Below are 18,033 nucleotides of genomic sequence, written 5' to 3'. Positions count from 1 at the left end.
ATCCGTAAAGGAGGCTTCACATTGGAAAGTGTTTTAATTATTGGTGCACAACAATTCATTGGGTTTCATTTATGTAGTCACTTTTTAGAGGAAGGTTATTCTGTTGATGGGGTTTTCTTTGAACCTTCTCAGCCGTTTTACCATAAATGGGTCGAGGAAGAAATGTTATGGCTCGGACGAAACGCTCAATTATCGATATGGACGAAAGAAGATTTAATGGAAAAAGCTGATGTTTCAACATATGATTCCATTTATTTTTGTCATTACGATCCGCATGATCCAGAGTGGCCGAAAGATTGGGCACAAGAGCGAACGGTGTTGGAGAGGGTCTGGAATGTTTTAAAAGAAGCTGCTTGCCCCGTTTTCTTATTGTCATCTATTAATGTTTTCGGGCTCGACCAAGAGAAGATTACAGATGAAGTTAAACCTCGTCCATCGACCGAAAAAGGGGACTTTTACCTTCAAGTTGAAAAGTGGTGGACGAAACATGTAGTCCAATCGGCAAAATCCGTTATTGTTCGGATTCCGACTGTTTTTGGTCCATGGCAGCCACCGGGGCAATGGATGACAGATGAAATACTGAAGCAGTTCACAAATGAACCGATTCCAACGATAGAAAAAGAACCGATTCGCGATCTTCTTTACATTGAAGATGTGATGGAAGCGATAATGGAATTAAGTCGAGATGTGTCTAATTCTTCTTCAATTGTTCATTTTGTATCCAATCAGTTTTTAAAAAAATTGCCCGACTCCGTTTCATTTCGTATAAAACCAATCGACTTGCAACTAAAAAATCGACTCGTTATTGATCAAAAAAAAGAGTGGCAGCAATGTTATGATGAACAGCGAAATTTTATACAACGGTTCAATCCCTACTTGGAAAACTCGAATAAATAACTTGTAGGGAAGGATATTATGAGGATAAAATAGAATGTGAAATGCATAAAACGATTTTATCGAATGTTTTTAAGTATATAAGAGTAATTATTACTATTACTTAATAACATGTAGATAATAGGAGGACTCGAACGGTTCACAACTAGTTGCTGCGGTCTTTTCGTTTGAGCCCTTTGTGAAGGAGTTGCGAACGATGTACAACAAAATGGGAATCATTCTAATCCTCATTATTTCTTTCTTGGCAGGTTGTGGACAGGCCTCCCCGAATGAAAAGTTTGATAAAGTTGGATTGCTTGTCCCTGATACCATTAACGATCAAGTGTGGGGAACAAAAGGATACAAAGGATTGCTCAAAATACAATCAGAATTAAACGTGGATGTTTTTTATAAAGAAGGGATGAATAACGAGCTTGCTGTCAAACAAGCGGTTGAAGAATTTGCCGAAAAGGGTGTGGACTTAATTTTTGGTCATGGGAATGAGTATCAACCCTTTTTCCGAGCATTACATGAAGAATACCCGGACATACATTTCGTCTTTTTTAACGGAGATGCAAAAGGTGACAATGTGACAAGCTTGAATTTTAAGTCTCATGCGATGGGCTTTTTTGCCGGAATGGTGGCAGCTCATATGTCAAACAGCGACCGAATTGGAATTATTGCTGCGTTTGAATGGCAGCCAGAAGTGGAAGGTTTTTACCAAGGGGCGAAATTCGAAAACCCTGATATAAATGTAAAGATTCATTATACACAGTCTTGGGGAGACGAAAAAATCGCCTTTCAATACTTAGATGAACTGATGAACGAGCAAGTTGACGTTGTCTACCCAGCTGGTGATGGCTACAACGTACCGGTAATCAAGCGACTAAAAGATAACGGGTTATATGCCATCGGATATATTTCTGATCAAGCAGATTTAGGTCAACAGACGGTCCTTACAAGCACAGTCCAACACGTCGATTTGTTGTATTTATTAGTTGCAGAACGTTTTCAAAATGGTGAGTTAGAAAGTGGTAACTTATCCTTTGACTTTGATGAAGGTGTCATCAAACTTGGGAAATTCAGTCCACTAGTTGACAAAGAATACCAAGAACAAATACAATCACATATTGAAACGTACAAGCAAACAGGAAAATTACCGAACGAATAAGGAGAGAAGTCACATGGAACAACATCCAAAGACATTACAATTTATGCAAATTGCCATGAATTACTTACCAGAAGCAAAAGCTCAACTAGATGAACTTGGATTAGAATTGAATCCTGAACAACTTCAACCAATGATTACATTACTAACAAAAGTAATGGCAGAAGCGTACGAGCTTGGCAAAGAAGAAGCGCAAGGGTAAGGACCAAAACGGACCTAGAGAATCCTCATTGATTCTTTAGGTCTTTTTTGTTGTTCAGAAAGTTTAAGTTCAATATCCCAGTTTCCCTACTTCCATAAAATAACAATTTCTACTATACAAAACTTAGCTCCGGAAAGAAATTGTTTATTATCTTCCAATTATTTACTTATAATAAAACTAAGAATCGCTTAGTTTGGGGGGATAATGTGAATAAACAAATGAATGTAAGCATTTCAATGTTTTTTGTGCTCGGGACCATTTTGTTCTTTTTACTAACTCTTTTCTCAGGCGTAATTGTCCCAATATCTTTTGTTAGGACTGGGATAATCTGTGGACTACTTCTTTCACTACTTTTCGCTTTCATGAGTGAAAAAGGTAGATGGAGAAATGTTTTAATCTCAACCAATCTATTCCTCGCCCTTTTGTACCTTATGTCTGTAGAGGTTTTTCGAATTTTATTTCAAGGAAACGGTTTTTAATCATACGTTAAAGCTTTCGGGAATCGTTCATTGTTTAAGAGGGTATTTCATTTCCTATAAATTTATTTTTTTCTTAATAAAATCGACAATTGGAGAAAATTCTTTTAATAACGGCTTTAAGTCATCAATGGAAGTCATAACGTCATCAATTTGCGCCATTAATTGCGTGTAGTCAAAATCCCCGACCTTTTCTTGCTCTTTTGTTTCTTCACGGACCATTGGTTTACCAAACATAAAGGCATCGAAGAATTCGGATCCTTTTTTCGGGGCCTCTTGTTTTATTTCAACTTTTTCGTTCTCTTCCATGTTGGTGCACCTACCTTTCTAGCGTTTTTCCAACTTGTGTTTTGGCAATCTTGTTATAATGTATGAACGTATGGATTAGTGTGAGTAGACCGTTGTCCTAGAAAACAAATATATTGATTACGGAAAGAAAATACGTTAAAATTAGTACCAAGTCATAATATTTGATGTTAATATTTCATACCGTATTTTAAAGCTACGTTTTATTTCCAAAATGTAGGTTTCATTTTATAATAAAGGAGATGCGCATAATGAAGGCTGGAGTAATTGGAATCGGTCGTTATGCACCTGAGAATGTCGTTACAAATAAAGATTTAGAAAAAGTAATGGATACTTCTGATGAATGGATTCGTACGCGAACGGGGATTGAAGAACGTCGCCTTGCGCCGGATGGTATTGATACATCGGACTTAGGGTATAAAGCGGCGCAAGAAGCCATTAAAGATGCGGGCATTACGCCTGAAGAAATCGACATGATCTTAGTGGCGACTGTCACACCCGATCAACCATTCCCATCTGTTGCATGCATGCTTCAAGAAAAACTTGGTGCGACAAAAGCAGCGGCAATGGATATTAGTGCGGCTTGTGCTGGATTTATGTACGGCATGGTTACCGCGAAGCAATTCATTGAGTCAGGAGCTTATAAAAATATCCTCATCGTAGGAGTTGAGAAGCTTTCAAAAATATTAAATTGGGACGACCGTACGACAGCTGTGTTATTCGGTGATGGTGCAGGTGCCGTTGTAATGGGACCAGTAAGCGAAGGAAAAGGAATTCTATCCTTCGAGCTTGGGGCTGATGGCACGGGAGGAAAACATCTATACCAAGACGAATATGTCATTATGAACGGACGTGAAGTCTTTAAATTTGCTGTTCGTCAAATGGGGGAATCAAGCATTAATGTGTTAGAAAAGGCTGGATTGTCCAAAGATGATGTCGACTTCCTTATTCCACACCAAGCGAATATTCGCATTATGGAATCAGCTCGCCAACGTTTAGAGCTTCCGGAAGAGAAGATGTCTAAAACGGTTCATAAGTACGGAAACACTTCTGCAGCGTCCATCCCAATCTCTTTATACGAAGAGGTGAAGGCTGGGAAGATCAAAGATGGTGACCTTGTGGTTATGGTTGGCTTTGGTGGCGGCCTAACATGGGGAGCCATTGCGCTTAGATGGGGCAAATAACCTTAAACTGATACGCAAATTGATTTAACAATCCATATTAAGGTGAGGTGCAACGTTCATGTCAAAACGTAGAGTAGTAGTAACAGGTCTTGGGGCCGTAACCCCAATTGGATTAGATGCAAAAACATCATGGGAAAACGCGTTAAAAGGTGTATCTGGAATTGGAGAATTAACACGTGTAAACAAGGATGATTATCCGGCTAAAGTGGCCGCAGAAATTAATGACTTCAATCCTGAAAACTTCATGGATAAAAAAGAAGCTCGCAAAATGGATCGCTTCACACAATACGCTTTAGCATCTTCAATGATGGCTGTGAAAGACGCAAACTTAGAAATTACAGACGAGAATGCGCATCGTGTTGGTGTTTGGATTGGTTCTGGAATCGGTGGCATGGAAACGTTCGAACAACAATTTGAAACGTTCTTAAATAAAGGTGCACGCCGTGTAAGTCCGTTCTTCGTACCAATGATGATTCCAGATATGGCAACCGGGCAAGTATCCATCGCTCTTGGTGCAAAAGGGGTAAACTCTTGTACGGTAACAGCTTGTGCAACTGGTACAAACTCCATTGGTGACGCCTATAAAGCGATTGAGCGTGGCGATGCTGACGTTATGATTACAGGTGGTTCAGAAGCGCCATTAACGAAAATGTCCTTCGCTGGATTCAGTTCTGCAAAAGCGTTAACGACAAATCCAGATCCAAAAACAGCGAGCCGTCCATTCGATCAAAACCGCGACGGATTTGTAATGGGTGAAGGTGCCGGAATTTTAGTGTTGGAAGAGCTTGAACATGCGTTAGCTCGCGGAGCGCATATTTATGCTGAAATCGTTGGATACGGTTCAACAGGTGATGCGCATCACATTACAGCACCAGCTCCAGGCGGAGAAGGTGGTGCACGTGCGATGAAAATGGCGATTGAAAATGCTGGTTTAAAACCAGAAGATGTTGACTACATTAACGCGCACGGTACAAGTACGGAATACAACGATAAATATGAAACAGCTGCCATTAAAGAAGTGTTTGGTGAGCATGCTTACAACCTTACAGTTAGTTCAACGAAGTCGATGACTGGACACCTTCTAGGTGCAGCTGGTGGTGTGGAAGCTATCTTTACGGTAATGTCTATTAAAGATGGAATCATCCCGCCAACCATCAATTACGAAACACCAGACCCAGACTGTGACTTAGACTATGCGCCAAATGAAGCGAAGAAAAAAGACGTTCGTGTAGCGATGAGTAACTCTCTAGGTTTCGGTGGTCATAACGCTACTATCGTATTTAAACGTTACGAATAATAATCAAAACCGCTTTACCCTAAAGGTAAGGCGGTTTTTTGTTTTTGTTACAGAAAGTTTAAGTTCAATAAAGTGTTAAAGTATTTTCTTTACCGTTTTTTGGTAGCGCCATCAGCTCGGGTCGCTTCGGCCCTGCTGTGGCGACGGAAGCCTCCTCGCAGGTCCTCCAGCGCCCTTCGCCTAAGGACTTGCGCTTTTCTTATCCAGAATTAGAATCGTAACGTTTCCATTCCTCATCCGTCTATTTTTTTGAGAGGAGTGGACGATGTTGAAAAAGCTATTCTTATTTGTATTATTGATGGTAACCGCTGCATGTTCACAATTCAAAGAAGAAGAGTGGATTGGTATACGTGGGACAATCCAATCCATCGATGGGAATGAGATTCACGTAGTAGGAGAGATTGAAGAAGATACAGATTATGATAATGCCTTCGTCACGATAACAGATGACACACTCATTGAAACTAAGGATTCCGAAACGCAATTGGATAACGAAGAATTAAAAGAAGGAAACCTAGTTGAAGTCATCTTTGAAGGAGGCGTTCAAGAGTCTTATCCAGTACAAGGTTCGGCCAAAGTGGTTCGCATATTAGAATAACTATTTTTACGAAGCGTCTGATAGAAGGCGCTTTTTTCATTCCTAACTAAGCTTTTTGTTCGATTTGTCCCATTGATCGGGAACATCGCCCAAGTGAAGTGGAGCATCGCCCAAATGAAGTGGAGCATCGCCCGAGTGAAGTGGGGCATGCCCAAGAGGAGTGGAGCGGCCGCCCGAGTGAAGTGGAGCGCCGCCCAAGTGAAGTGGAGCATCGCCCAAGTGAAGTGGAGTACCGCCCAAATGAAGTGGAGCATCGCCCGAGTGAAGAGTGGAACCGCCCAAGAGGAGTGGAGCATCGCCCGAGTGAAGTGGAGCATCGCCCAAGAAGGAGAGAGCATCGCACATGTGAAGAGCGTCATCTCCCAAGTAACCAACAAATTCATCCTCACATAAAATACGTTTGAAGTGAGGTGAAAAGTGTGGGTGTAATCCTTACAAAGGACTGGCTCCAAAAAGAGACAAATCCGATCAAAATATGTTCAAAGTTAAAAGGCTATTTTCCGCCGTTACCTGCAGAAGCGATTCATCAACATCTCGTTCGGTTTGGAATGGCACGGTCCATCCGGAAAAATACAGTAAAACAAATGATTGAAAAGAAACTGTGGGAGAAAGTGGAACGAATTTATAGGACGTTAAAAAAAGAATGGAAGGGACCTGATATTCCGATTTTTATTTTTCCTGTGGAAGCGTCAAATGGGATATTGTCTGTCGATTTTAACGGAAGGTCTGGTCTTTCATTTTCTGATAAGTTGTTTTTATTTTTGTCACCGACTGTGACTGAAAAGGCGCTTGAAGCGGTATTGATGCATGAATATCATCATGTTTGCCGCCTTTATCATCATGATAAAGATGAAGAGGAATACACATTACTTGACACCATCATTTTAGAGGGACTAGCGGAATATGTTGTTCAAGAACGGTTGGGAGAGGATGCATTAACCCATTGGATGACGAAATATCCGCCAAGTCAGCTAAGGCGATGGTGGGAGAAGTGGGTAAAGGACGACCAAAACATAAAGCTGGATGAAGAGAAGTATATTCAAATCTTGTATGGGAAGGGCTTTTATCCGAATATGCTTGGGTATGCACTCGGGTATGAAATGGTGAAAACGTTTTATCAAAAAAACAAAAGAGCCATCGCAGATACCTTCACTATAAGTGCTAAAACGATTGCGCAAACCTATGAAACACAGGGCGATTCTTAACCTGTGTTTTACTACTTTTAAAGGGGAAAGCATGTAAGTGTACAACAAATTGTAACAAAATTTGGACAATGTTGTTGATTTTAGTAGACGGTTGTAATATTATTCTAATAAAGATGTAAAATTAAGAAAATTTGTAATATTCGATTTGTTAAGGTGGTGTCTAGTAGACAGATGACAACCCTATTGGAAGTGAAGAATTTAAAAACATCTTTTTTCAAAAAAAAGAATGAAGTGAAAGCAGTAGATGGTGTCGATATCGTCATTAAAAAGGGAGAGACGGTTGCTCTTGTAGGAGAGTCTGGATCAGGAAAAAGCATCACGTCCCTATCCATCATGGGACTAGTTCCTACTCCAGGAGGAAAAATTGTCGGTGGACAGATTTTGTTGGAGGGGAAGGATTTAACTACGCTAAGCGAAAAGGAAATGTGCCGCATTCGTGGCAATGAAATATCGATGATTTTCCAAGAACCGATGACGTCCTTAAATCCGGTCTTAACGATTGGTGAACAAATAACGGAGGTTATTATTTATCACCAGAAGCTTTCCAAAAAAGAGGCGGAGCAAAAAGCGATTGAACTATTAAAGCTTGTTGGCTTCTCCCGAGCAGATGAAATCATTCATGAATATCCACATCGATTATCTGGTGGAATGAGGCAACGTGTCATGATTGCAATGGCGATGAGCTGTAATCCGAAGCTACTCATTGCAGATGAGCCGACAACAGCCCTTGATGTGACAATTCAAGCGCAAATTCTAGAGTTAATGAAAGGATTAAGCGATCAGTTTGATACGTCTATTCTTCTCATTACTCATGATTTAGGAGTTGTGTCAGAAGTAGCTGAGCGCGTCGTCGTTATGTATTGTGGACAAGTTGTAGAAGAAGCGCATGTCGACGATTTGTTTGATGAACCGCTTCACCCATATACGGAAGGGCTTATCCAATCGATTCCGAGCATCGAAGGGGAAATTGAACGACTACAAAATATTGAAGGCAACGTTCCAACACCCGACCAACTACCGAAAGGATGTCGCTTTGCTCCCCGTTGCTCCAAAGCATTTGGCCGCTGCTTTGAAGAAGCACCTCAGTTAATTGAAAAAGATGGACGAGCTGTCCGTTGTTTTTTACATGAAGGTAAGGAGAATGAGAAACATGAAAATTACCATTCAATCTAAAGAAGAGACGCAAAAACGGCGGGACCGTGAAACCATACTTGAAGTTCAAAATCTAAAAAAATATTTCCCAATTAAATCTGGTGTTTTGCAACGAACATCGGGGTATATAAAAGCGGTGGATGGCATCGATTTATCCATTTATAAAGGGGAAACAATCGGCATTGTTGGAGAGTCTGGCTGTGGAAAATCAACGTTTGGTCGTACCATCATTCGCCTATACGAACCGACAGAAGGACAGATTCTTTTTAAAGGGCAAAACATCAGTCATTTAAGTGAAGCAGAATTACGTAAAAACGTCCGCAAAAATATTCAAATGATCTTCCAAGACCCTTACGCATCTTTGAATCCTCGTAAAACACTCAAAAGTATCATCCAAGAACCGATACAAACACATCGACTATATAGCGGGAAAGAAAGAACTGAAAAAATACAAGAGCTTTTAGAGAAGGTGGGCTTAAGCGGTACCTATATGAATCGCTATCCACATGAATTTTCTGGTGGGCAGCGCCAGCGTATTGGAATCGCCCGTGCTTTAGCGTTAAATCCTGACGTCATTATTGCTGATGAAGCTGTATCTGCCTTGGATGTTTCCATACAAGCGCAAATCATTAACTTAATGCAAGATTTACAAGCTGAATTCGACTTAACGTACGTATTTATCTCACACGATTTAAGTGTCGTTCGTCACATTAGCGACCGTGTCGGTGTGCTGTATTTAGGCAAGATGATGGAGATTGCGCCGAAGCATTCTTTATTTGAAGAACCGCTTCACCCATATTCACAAGCACTTTTATCAGCAGTCCCAGTTCCGAGAAAAAGAGGACAGAAGAAGCGTGAACGAATTCTATTAAAAGGGGAATTGCCAAGTCCAAGCAATCCACCGTCAGGCTGTGTGTTCCATACGAGATGCCCAATGGCAACGGATCAATGTAAAGTAGAAAAACCAGCTTTTAAAGAGGCAAAACCGAATCATTTCGTTGCCTGTCATCTATATTAATTTCAATTTATATCATTCTAGTAGGAATTTTTACACCGTAAAGGAGGTGAGGCTTATACATAGGAAGTGATACAGGAGATGTTCAAAAGAAAAAATTAAAGGGGGATTATGATGAAATCAAAAAAGTCACTTTGGTTATTTTTGGCGCTCATGCTCGCGTTTGGTATCTTTTTAGGAGCTTGTTCAGGCAGCCAAACATCAAATGAAGGAAGTAGTTCCAATGAAAATACAGAAGGAGAAACAACAGAATCAACTGAGCCACAAGATGGTGGAGATTTGATCGTTGGTTCAACAGGTTCTCCGACGTTATTTAACCCATTGTATTCAACGGATACAGCGAGTTCTGATATTGAAGGGTTTATTTTTGACGGGTTAGTATCGAGTGATACAGAGTTTAACCCAACGTTACATTTAGCGGAAAGTATTAATGAATCAGAAGATGGTTTAACGTATACCGTTAAGGTGAAAGAAGGCGTGAAGTGGCATGATGGCGAAGAATTAACAGCCGATGACGTTGTTTTTACGTACAATGTTCCACTTAGCCCAGATTATAACGGTGAACGTGGTTCCAACTTTGACATGATTGAAAGTGTCACAAAAGTGGATGACTACACTGTCGAGTTTAAATTAAAAGAGAAAAATGCCTCTTTCTATCCAATTACATTAAGCTATTACATTTTACCTGAGCACATTTTAGGTGACGTTCCGATTGCTGAACTTGGAGAGCATGAATTCAATACGAAAAATCCAATCGGTACAGGTGCATTCAAGTTTGAAGAATGGAAGGATGGCCAATACGTAAAAGTAGTAGCGAATGATGATTACTTCTTAGGTAGACCTCATTTAGATTCCATCACATACAAAATTGTTCCTGATATGGATGCGTTATTAGCGCAATTACAAGCTGGTGATGTTCACTACGTACCAGGCATTCCAGCAACAGATGTTGAAACGGTTCAATCTTTCAGCGGCGTGAAGCTAGAATCCGGTCTTGATTTAGCGTATACGTATATCGGCTGGAATCAAAAAAATGAAATGTTCCAAGATAAAAAAGTTCGTCAAGCTTTAACGATGGCGATTGATCGTCAATCCATCGTGGATAGCATTTTAAACGGTGAAGGCGAAGTAGCACACGTACCAGAAAGTCCACTTTCTTGGGCTTATAGCGATGATGTCACAAAGTTTGACTATGATCCTGAAAAAGCTAAAGAGTTATTAAAAGAAGCAGGCTGGGAAGATACGGATGGAGATGGAATTCTTGATAAAGACGGGAAAAAATTCTCCTTCAACATCAAAACGAACCAAGGGAACAAAGTCCGTGAAGATATTTCTGTAGTTGTCCAGCAACAATTAGCGGAAATTGGAATCGAAGTGAAGCCAGAAATTATTGAGTGGAGTGCGTTCATTGAACAAGTTACTGCACCTAATTGGAACTACGATGCGGTAATTTTAGGTTGGTCACTATCCACATTCCCAGACCAATATGATATCTTCCACTCTAGCCAAATGGAAGAAGGGTTAAACTTCGTATGGTGGAGCAACGAAAAGGCGGATCAATTAATGGTTGATGCGCGTAAGATTTTAGATCGTGACGAATTTAAAGAAGCATACAAAGAAATTTACTCCCTTATCGCTGATGAGCAACCGTACACATTCTTGTACTATCCAATTGGATACAAAGCGTTACCAGAGAACTTAGAAGGATTTACAAACCATGCGAAAGACGATTTCTATAAAGTGAACGAATGGTGGCTCAAGCAATAATTGTGAAAATGGGGAAGGGATTCGTTCCCTTCCCTTTTTAAAGGAGAATACGAGAAAAGTAGGTGATATTGAATGGTTACATATATCATTCGGCGCACATTAGCGGCCATTCCATTACTGTTCGGGATATCGATTATTTCTTTTGCGATTATTCGTCTTGCCCCGGGAGACCCAACGTCGCTACTGATGGATCCAACGATTAGTGGGGCAGATAAAGAGAAATTTATGGAAAAATACGGACTGAATGACCCAATTTATATTCAATATTTCAAATGGCTTGGTTCGTTTTTACAAGGAGATTTCGGTACTTCTTTAATTCGTAAAGGTGTACCGGTAAGTGAAATGATCATGAATCGATTGCCGAATACACTATTACTCATGATTACGTCAACATTTATTGCCATTATCATTTCCATTCCAATCGGAATTTTGCAAGCTTCTAGACCTTATACGAGATTGGATTACTCCGTTACAACATTATCATTTTTAGGGCTTGCAACACCAAACTTTTGGCTTGGATTAATGTTAATTATGGCGTTTGCCGTTCATTTAGGATGGTTTCCAACAGGCGGTGTTGCCACATTGAATGCTGACTTTAGTATTTGGGATCGTCTACATCATCTTATTTTACCTGGTTTTGTCCTTGCAACCGCGGACATGGCCGGTCTGACACGCTATATGCGATCGAGCATGCTTGAAGTGTTGAAGCAAGATTATATGCGAACAGCACGAGCGAAAGGTTTTAAGGAATCAAAAGTTATTATGAAGCATGGAGTCAGAAACGGATTAATTCCGGTTATTACAATCTTCGGTTTAATGTTACCTACCTTTATTGGTGGCGCTGTCATTGTGGAAAAAGTATTTGCGTGGCCAGGGATTGGATTGCTTTTCATTGATTCAGCCTTCCAACGAGACTATCCCGTTTTAATGGCATTAACGATGATTTCGTCTGTCTTCGTCGTGCTAGGGAATTTAATAGCGGATATCTTATACGCATTAATCGACCCTCGAATTGAGTACAAGTAAGGAGGTAAACCGATGACTCAGCCGAAATTAGCTCCCAATAACCTTCACATGCAGCCCATCTCAGAAAAACGAGAAAGTATATGGAAAATTTATGGACAAAAGTTTTTGCGGAACAAACTGGCGGTATTCGGTGCTGCTTTTTTGCTCATGATTATTTCCCTTGCCATTTTAGCACCGGTCATCACCCCGTATTCACCTGAAAAAATTGATTTGCTCAATAAATTACAGCCTCCAAGCAAGGAGCATTGGCTCGGAACAGATGAATTTGGGCGTGATTTGTTAACACGTTTACTATACGGTGGTCGTGTATCTTTAATGGTCGGTTTCCTATCTGTTTTAGGTGCGATTACGATCGGTACAGCGATTGGGGCATTAGCCGGTTACTTCGGAGGAGCACTTGATGCTATTTTAATGCGATTTGTAGACATCATGCTTTCCATTCCGAGCATCTTCCTTCTCATTACGTTGACGACTATTTTCCAGCCAGGAGTGGACAAGCTTATTCTCATTTTTGCTTTAACTGGTTGGATGGGAACGGCACGTCTCGTTCGAGGAGAGTTTTTATCACTTCGCTCCCGTGAATTCGTACTCGCTTCTCGAACGATTGGAACGAGCAACGGGAAAATTATTTTTTCACACATTCTACCGAATGCGATGGCACCAATTATCGTGTCGGCGACGTTAAACGTAGGGTCTGTCATCTTAGCTGAAAGTGCATTAAGTTATTTAGGTTTAGGTATTCAACCGCCGACAGCTAGCTGGGGCAACATGCTTCAAAATGCTCAAAACTTTACGATTCTATTGAAGGCATGGTGGTACCCACTATTCCCAGGGTTAATGATCTTAATGACGGTTCTATGCTTTAACTTTATTGGAGATGCTCTTCGAGACGCACTCGATCCAAAAGTGAATGACTAACCGAGGAGATCAGACTCCAGTGATGAGTCTGATTTTTCTTTTGGCTCTTTTCTGAAGGATTGTGTATTTGTGTGTATAAAATCCATTGTTGAGAATCGTTTTTCCTCTTTATAAAGGAGCGTAGCGCAATGTCCAGTATTCCTTTTAAAGATGTCTGAAAAAGCAACAATCTATACGCCTATACGAAAACAGTCTTCTTAAACGTTTAACAGACTTCTACCTAAGTCTTACTGTTTCTCACATAATGTTGAATGCACATACATAGAAATGATTAAGAGGACTCGTCCCATTGGATTGAGTAAGGGGATAGGTGGTCTAAGATGGTGATTCGTGCCTTTTTGTATATAACGGGATTTGGTCTAACGATTGCAGGTGGTGTTTGTTGCATAGCATATTTAAATATGATGACATGGGGAAATACGTTTTTAGACTATCTTCTTTTTATTGCAAAGCGTCCTGAATGCTACCTCGTGTTGATTGGATTTTTAATGATTACGCTCAGTGTCATGTATCCAAATCGCAACGAAGACATTACGTGAAGTTCATAAAAATATTGCTAAAGTAGAAGATTATGGAATAAAATTGGCAACTCCTGTTCATAATGAATGACAAACAGATTTGAAGTGAGGGGTCAAAGATGTTGTTTCTTCATGATGTATGGGTGAATTGGTTTGAAGGTGAAGAGAATGGATACAATGTATGCCATTTTCACGAATGGCGAAAAGATGACAGCGTGGAGTTGTTAGACCAAGTTCCATTAGTAAAAGTTGAATCGGACTTATTCCATTATATTGAAAATGATTTGCGCGATTTACCTCAACAGCTATTGAAAGACGTGTATCAGAAATCGTATTGTCGTAAAAATCATGAACGGATTCAACTCGATTATTGTTTTGTCGTTACAGACGGAATTGGCATTTTGGCGGTTGATACAATCGGATATACGATGCCGATTCGAAAAAGCCGTTTAATTCCAAGACAAGAGCAGCTTGTATATGAAATGGTGAAGGATGTAGAAAATGAAAAATATGAGTTTTACGCAAATCCTGTACAACAAGAAAAGAACTATCACATCTTATCTTTAAATCCGAAATATATGAGTGGCTTGACACGGAAAGAAAGGCAGTTAAAACAGTTGTTATTTATGGCACTTGACCAGCTTCAATCAACGAGAAATTCGGCGGAAATCAAATACTGGTACACGGAATGGAATCCGCATATGTACGAAAAGATTAAACATCTAGACTTTGATGAACTGTGGGACAAGCTTTATGATGAACTTGTAGACGGATGGTCTCCAAAGCATTTGCATTTATGTGAAGGATTAATAAAGGGACAACCTTTTTTTGAAAAGCTTTGGGACATGGAACACGAATCAAAAGTGAATTAAAGATTGGGCATCATCGACCTTCGATGATGCCCTATTTCATTTAACGGCGCTTTTTACGCCCAAGTCCCATTGCATTTTCCATTTTCTTTAACATTTTGCTTGCAACGAAGTTCGCTTTTTCAGCACCACGATCTAAAATCTCATCTAGCTCATCTGAATTCATTAACTGATGGTATTTTTCTTGAAGTGGAGCTAATGCATTCACTACAACTTCAGCTAAGTCAGCTTTAAACTCCCCGTATCCTTTTCCTTCATATTTCGCTTCTAATTCTTCAATTGAAATGTTTCCCAAAATTGAATAGATGGAAAGAAGATTTGATACACCCGGTTTGTTTTCTTTGTCGTAACGTACGATTCCTTCAGAATCTGTTACGGCACTCTTAATTTTCTTCTCGATTTGTTTCGGTTCATCTAATAGTGAAATGAACGCTTTTTGGTTCGGATCCGATTTACTCATTTTCTTCGTCGGATCTTGAAGGGACATAATACGAGCCCCGACTTTTGGAATACGTACTTCAGGAATTGTAAAGATATCATTGTATTTTTTATTAAAGCGCTCGGCTAGGTCACGCGTTAATTCTAAATGCTGCTTTTGATCTTCGCCAACAGGCACAATATCCGTGTTGTAAAGTAAAATATCGGCTGCCATTAATGGAGGATACGTTAATAAACCAGCGGATACGGCTTCTTTTCCTGCTGATTTATCTTTAAATTGTGTCATGCGCTCTAATTCTCCAATGTAAGAAACACATTGTAAAATCCATCCAGCTTGCGCGTGCGCTGGTACTTCAGACTGGACGAAAATCGTAGACTTCTCAGGGTCAATTCCAGCTGCTATGTATAATGCAGCAAGGCTTTTAATATTTTGACGAAGCGCTAATCGGTCTTGCGGAACCGTAATCGCATGTTGATCGACAACGCAAAAATAACAATTGTAATCATCTTGTAGCTCAACGAATTGCTTCATTGCCCCGATATAGTTCCCGAGTGTTAATGTACCGCTCGGTTGAATACCTGAAAAAATCGTTTTCATATTGCTCATCTCCTTAAAAATTTTTGCCAATACAAAAAGGCCCATTCGACCGGTTAGGGACGAATGGACCGTGGTGCCACCCTATTTATTTCTTCAAAATAAAGAAATCACTTTACCCTTTTAACGCAAGGGGAACGTTAGCGCCTACTAAACCAAATCGTTCAACGCCAATGCTAGAAGTCCATTCCGTAACGGTCAGGGCTTGTTTCCACCAACCACAAACTCTCTACAACCTGCTTACGTTACGTACTACTCTTCATCAATGCACAAATATTTTTCTTGTATATTTAATATGCCTAAAGATTACAATAAAAAAAAACATTTTGCAAGTGAATCATTTTTCAGTATAATGAATCCATGTATTTTTTTAAATTGATTGAAAATACAGCTTTTTGCGTATTTGGAGAAATTTGTAGAAAAATTATTTCGGGTGATGTACTTGCATTAAATTTTTAAACTATTTATAATAAACGTAACAAACGGAATCTTAACGATTTTGTAACAAATCATTTACATAGGCTAAATATTGTGAGGGAAAGATGGTATAGAAAAGATATCGGTAAATAATTGCCGTATTTTTTTGACAAGAAAATGTCGAAAATTGCGACCTAACGGCTTGAATTATCGGAACTTTCTACATCTTTTTATTTTAATATTTTACAAGAATATTAGTCAGAAAAATTGCAATATTTGGCATTGTAGGAATCGACAAAATCGTTAATGCTGTTTGTTGAGACCAATTATTCAAGGGGGTAAAACCAAACATGAAGAAAAGACTTTCAGTATTATTTAGTCTTGTACTTGTGCTAAGCCTTTTCTTAACTGCTTGTGCAGGCGGCGGAGACGACGCAGGTTCAAACGGTGACGAAGGAACAAAAGAAGAAGTAGCGCAAGAGTTACGTGTTAACATCAACACTGAGCCTTTCTCATTACATCCAGGTTTAGCTAATGATTCAACTTCTGGTACAGTGTTACGCCAAACTTTTGAAGGGTTAACACGCATTAACCCAGATGGTGAGCCAGAATTAGCGGCTGCTGAAGATTACAAAGTATCTGATGACTTAAAAACATACACGTTCACAATTCGTGATGCACAATGGACAAACGGAGATGCTGTAACTGCGCATGACTTCGAATATGCGTGGAAATGGGCATTAGATCCGAAAAACGAATCTCAATACGCTTATCAGCTTTACTACATCAAAGGTGCTCAAGCTTTCAACACAGGCGAGGGTTCTGTTGATGAAGTAGGAGTAAAAGCGATTGACGACAAAACTTTAGAAGTACAATTAGAAAACCCAACTCCTTATTTCTTAGAGTTAACAGCATTCTATACTTACTTACCTGTTAACAAAAACGTTGCAGAAGCAAACGATAAGTGGTACACAGACGCTGGTGAAAACTACGTGTCTAACGGACCATTCAAAATGACTGAGTGGGAGCACAGCAATAAAATCGTTTTAGAGAAAAATGCTGACTACTGGGATGCAGACACAGTTAAGTTAGAAAAAATCGAAATGTTCATGATTAACGATCCAAACACTGAGCTTTCAATGTTCCAAAACGGTGAAATCGATTGGGCTGGATCTCCAACAGGTACACTTCCAACAGAAGCGTTACCTCAGTTAAAAGAAGATGGTTCTTTAGAAATTCAAGCAATTGCGGGTACTTACTGGTACAAATTTAACACTGAAAACGAGTTCTTAAAGTCTAAAAACTTACGTAAAGCATTAGCTTACGCAATCAACCGTCAAGCGATTGTTGAAAACGTAACACAAGGTGGACAAGTTCCAGCGATGGCGGCAGTACCACCAACAATGTTCCCTGAAAACACAGAAGGTTATTTCCAAGACAACAACGTTGAAGAAGCGAAAAAACTTCTTGACGAAGCATTAAAAGAGCTTGGATTAAGCAGTGCGGAAGAAATTCAATTAACACTTTCTTATAACACTTCTGAAGCTCATGCGAAAATCGCTCAAGCGATTCAAGATATGTGGAAGAAGAACCTTGGCATTAGCGTAGAGCTTGACAACGCTGAGTGGAACGTTTACATCGATAAACTTCACCAAGGTGACTATGATATCGGTCGTATGGGTTGGTTAGGTGACTTCAACGATGCGATCAACTTCTTAGAGTTATACCGTGATAAAGACGGTGGTAACAACGATACGAAGTGGGAGCATCCTGAATTCAAACAATTATTAATCGACTCTCAAACAGAAGCAGATGCTGAAAAGCGTATCCAAATGTTAAAAGATGCAGAAGAAATTTTAATGGACGAAATGCCAGTTGCTCCAATTTACTTCTACACAAACACTTGGGTTAAGAAAGATAACCTAAAAGGTGTATACGTATCTGGTCTTGGCGATGTTCAATTCAAGTGGGCTTACTTTGAATAAAAGTAAATGCTTTTTCTAAAGAAA

The 18,033-nt window shown here is 39.8% G+C and carries 18 protein-coding genes and 1 other annotated feature; of the genes, 16 read left to right on the top strand and 2 right to left on the bottom strand.

The genetic code is table 11. The annotated features are described in order from the left end of the window. Nucleotides 1-21: 21 nt before the first annotated feature. The 3 genes from ML543_RS03425 to ML543_RS03415 all read left to right on the top strand — a co-directional run bounded on the left by ML543_RS03425 (nt 22) and on the right by ML543_RS03415 (nt 2,243). Nucleotides 22-897 (top strand): NAD-dependent epimerase/dehydratase family protein, encoded by an 876-nt coding sequence (locus tag ML543_RS03425; protein ID WP_243385734.1) that lies wholly within the window; start codon nt 22-24, stop codon nt 895-897. Nucleotides 898-1,090: 193 nt separating this feature from the next. Beyond that, on the top strand, nt 1,091-2,044 hold the full coding sequence (locus ML543_RS03420) for a BMP family ABC transporter substrate-binding protein (protein WP_243385733.1): 954 nt from the start codon (nt 1,091-1,093) through the stop codon (nt 2,042-2,044). A gap of 13 nt (nt 2,045-2,057) precedes the next feature. After that, on the top strand, nt 2,058-2,243 hold the full coding sequence (locus tag ML543_RS03415) for a ComZ family protein (RefSeq protein WP_243385732.1): 186 nt from the start codon (nt 2,058-2,060) through the stop codon (nt 2,241-2,243). A gap of 533 nt (nt 2,244-2,776) precedes the next feature. On the opposite strand, the gene ML543_RS03410 is transcribed toward ML543_RS03415, so the two are convergent. After that, entirely contained in the window at nt 2,777-3,028 is a 252-nt protein-coding gene (locus tag ML543_RS03410) for a hypothetical protein (RefSeq protein ID WP_243385731.1), read from the bottom strand. Between the two features lie 248 nt (nt 3,029-3,276). Between ML543_RS03410 and ML543_RS03405 the strand changes: the two genes are divergently transcribed. The 12 genes from ML543_RS03405 (at nt 3,277) to ML543_RS03350 (ending at nt 14,577) form a co-directional block, all read left to right on the top strand. Further along, complete coding sequence (locus ML543_RS03405; protein ID WP_243385730.1) at nt 3,277-4,209, top strand: beta-ketoacyl-ACP synthase III; 933 nt, start codon at nt 3,277-3,279, stop codon at nt 4,207-4,209. A 58-nt stretch (nt 4,210-4,267) separates the two neighbouring features. Further along, nucleotides 4,268-5,506 carry a beta-ketoacyl-ACP synthase II gene (gene fabF, locus ML543_RS03400; RefSeq protein ID WP_243385729.1) on the top strand — a complete coding sequence of 413 codons (1,239 nt, stop codon included), beginning with the start codon at nt 4,268-4,270 and terminating at the stop codon, nt 5,504-5,506. A gap of 265 nt (nt 5,507-5,771) precedes the next feature. Then, complete coding sequence (locus ML543_RS03395; RefSeq protein WP_243385728.1) at nt 5,772-6,104, top strand: DUF3221 domain-containing protein; 333 nt, start codon at nt 5,772-5,774, stop codon at nt 6,102-6,104. Between the two features lie 98 nt (nt 6,105-6,202). Beyond that, nucleotides 6,203-6,508, top strand: a complete 306-nt coding sequence (locus tag ML543_RS03390; RefSeq protein ID WP_243385727.1) for a hypothetical protein — start codon at nt 6,203-6,205, stop codon at nt 6,506-6,508. Nucleotides 6,509-6,523: 15 nt separating this feature from the next. Beyond that, nucleotides 6,524-7,309, top strand: coding sequence for a DUF2268 domain-containing putative Zn-dependent protease (locus tag ML543_RS03385; RefSeq protein ID WP_243385726.1), 786 nt, complete (start codon nt 6,524-6,526; stop codon nt 7,307-7,309). Between the two features lie 171 nt (nt 7,310-7,480). Beyond that, nucleotides 7,481-8,482, top strand: a complete 1,002-nt coding sequence (locus ML543_RS03380) for an ABC transporter ATP-binding protein (RefSeq protein ID WP_243385725.1) — start codon at nt 7,481-7,483, stop codon at nt 8,480-8,482. Further along, nucleotides 8,460-9,479: an ABC transporter ATP-binding protein gene (locus ML543_RS03375; RefSeq protein WP_243385724.1), complete on the top strand. Its 1,020-nt coding sequence runs from the start codon at nt 8,460-8,462 to the stop codon at nt 9,477-9,479. Before ML543_RS03380 ends, ML543_RS03375 begins: the two co-directional genes overlap by 23 nt. 111 nt (nt 9,480-9,590) lie before the next feature. Further along, complete coding sequence (locus tag ML543_RS03370; protein ID WP_243385932.1) at nt 9,591-11,243, top strand: peptide-binding protein; 1,653 nt, start codon at nt 9,591-9,593, stop codon at nt 11,241-11,243. A gap of 72 nt (nt 11,244-11,315) precedes the next feature. Beyond that, the gene (locus ML543_RS03365) at nt 11,316-12,269 is read left to right on the top strand and encodes an ABC transporter permease (protein WP_243385723.1); all 954 of its coding nucleotides are present in this window, start codon (nt 11,316-11,318) and stop codon (nt 12,267-12,269) included. A gap of 48 nt (nt 12,270-12,317) precedes the next feature. Continuing rightward, entirely contained in the window at nt 12,318-13,187 is an 870-nt protein-coding gene (gene opp4C, locus ML543_RS03360) for an oligopeptide ABC transporter permease (protein ID WP_419095342.1), read from the top strand. 320 nt (nt 13,188-13,507) lie between these two features. After that, entirely contained in the window at nt 13,508-13,726 is a 219-nt protein-coding gene (locus tag ML543_RS03355; RefSeq protein WP_243385721.1) for a YuzI family membrane protein, read from the top strand. Between the two features lie 98 nt (nt 13,727-13,824). Further along, nucleotides 13,825-14,577: a YjbA family protein gene (locus ML543_RS03350; RefSeq protein ID WP_243385720.1), complete on the top strand. Its 753-nt coding sequence runs from the start codon at nt 13,825-13,827 to the stop codon at nt 14,575-14,577. Between the two features lie 40 nt (nt 14,578-14,617). Here the strand turns inward: ML543_RS03350 and trpS are convergent, their stop codons facing one another. Next, the gene (gene trpS, locus ML543_RS03345; protein WP_243385719.1) at nt 14,618-15,610 is read right to left on the bottom strand and encodes a tryptophan--tRNA ligase; all 993 of its coding nucleotides are present in this window, start codon (nt 15,608-15,610) and stop codon (nt 14,618-14,620) included. A 52-nt stretch (nt 15,611-15,662) separates the two neighbouring features. Next, nucleotides 15,663-15,882 (bottom strand) — a binding site (T-box leader). Nucleotides 15,883-16,374: 492 nt separating this feature from the next. Between trpS and ML543_RS03340 the strand changes: the two genes are divergently transcribed. Beyond that, nucleotides 16,375-18,009, top strand: coding sequence for a peptide ABC transporter substrate-binding protein (locus ML543_RS03340; protein ID WP_243385718.1), 1,635 nt, complete (start codon nt 16,375-16,377; stop codon nt 18,007-18,009). Nucleotides 18,010-18,033 lie beyond the last annotated feature (24 nt).

Origin of the sequence: Bacillus kexueae (assembly GCF_022809095.1) — a bacterium.
Lineage (GTDB): Bacteria > Bacillota > Bacilli > Bacillales > Aeribacillaceae > Bacillus_BZ > Bacillus_BZ kexueae.
Note: the sequence above shows the minus strand (reverse complement) of the source record. Positions and strands in the feature narration are given on the sequence as shown.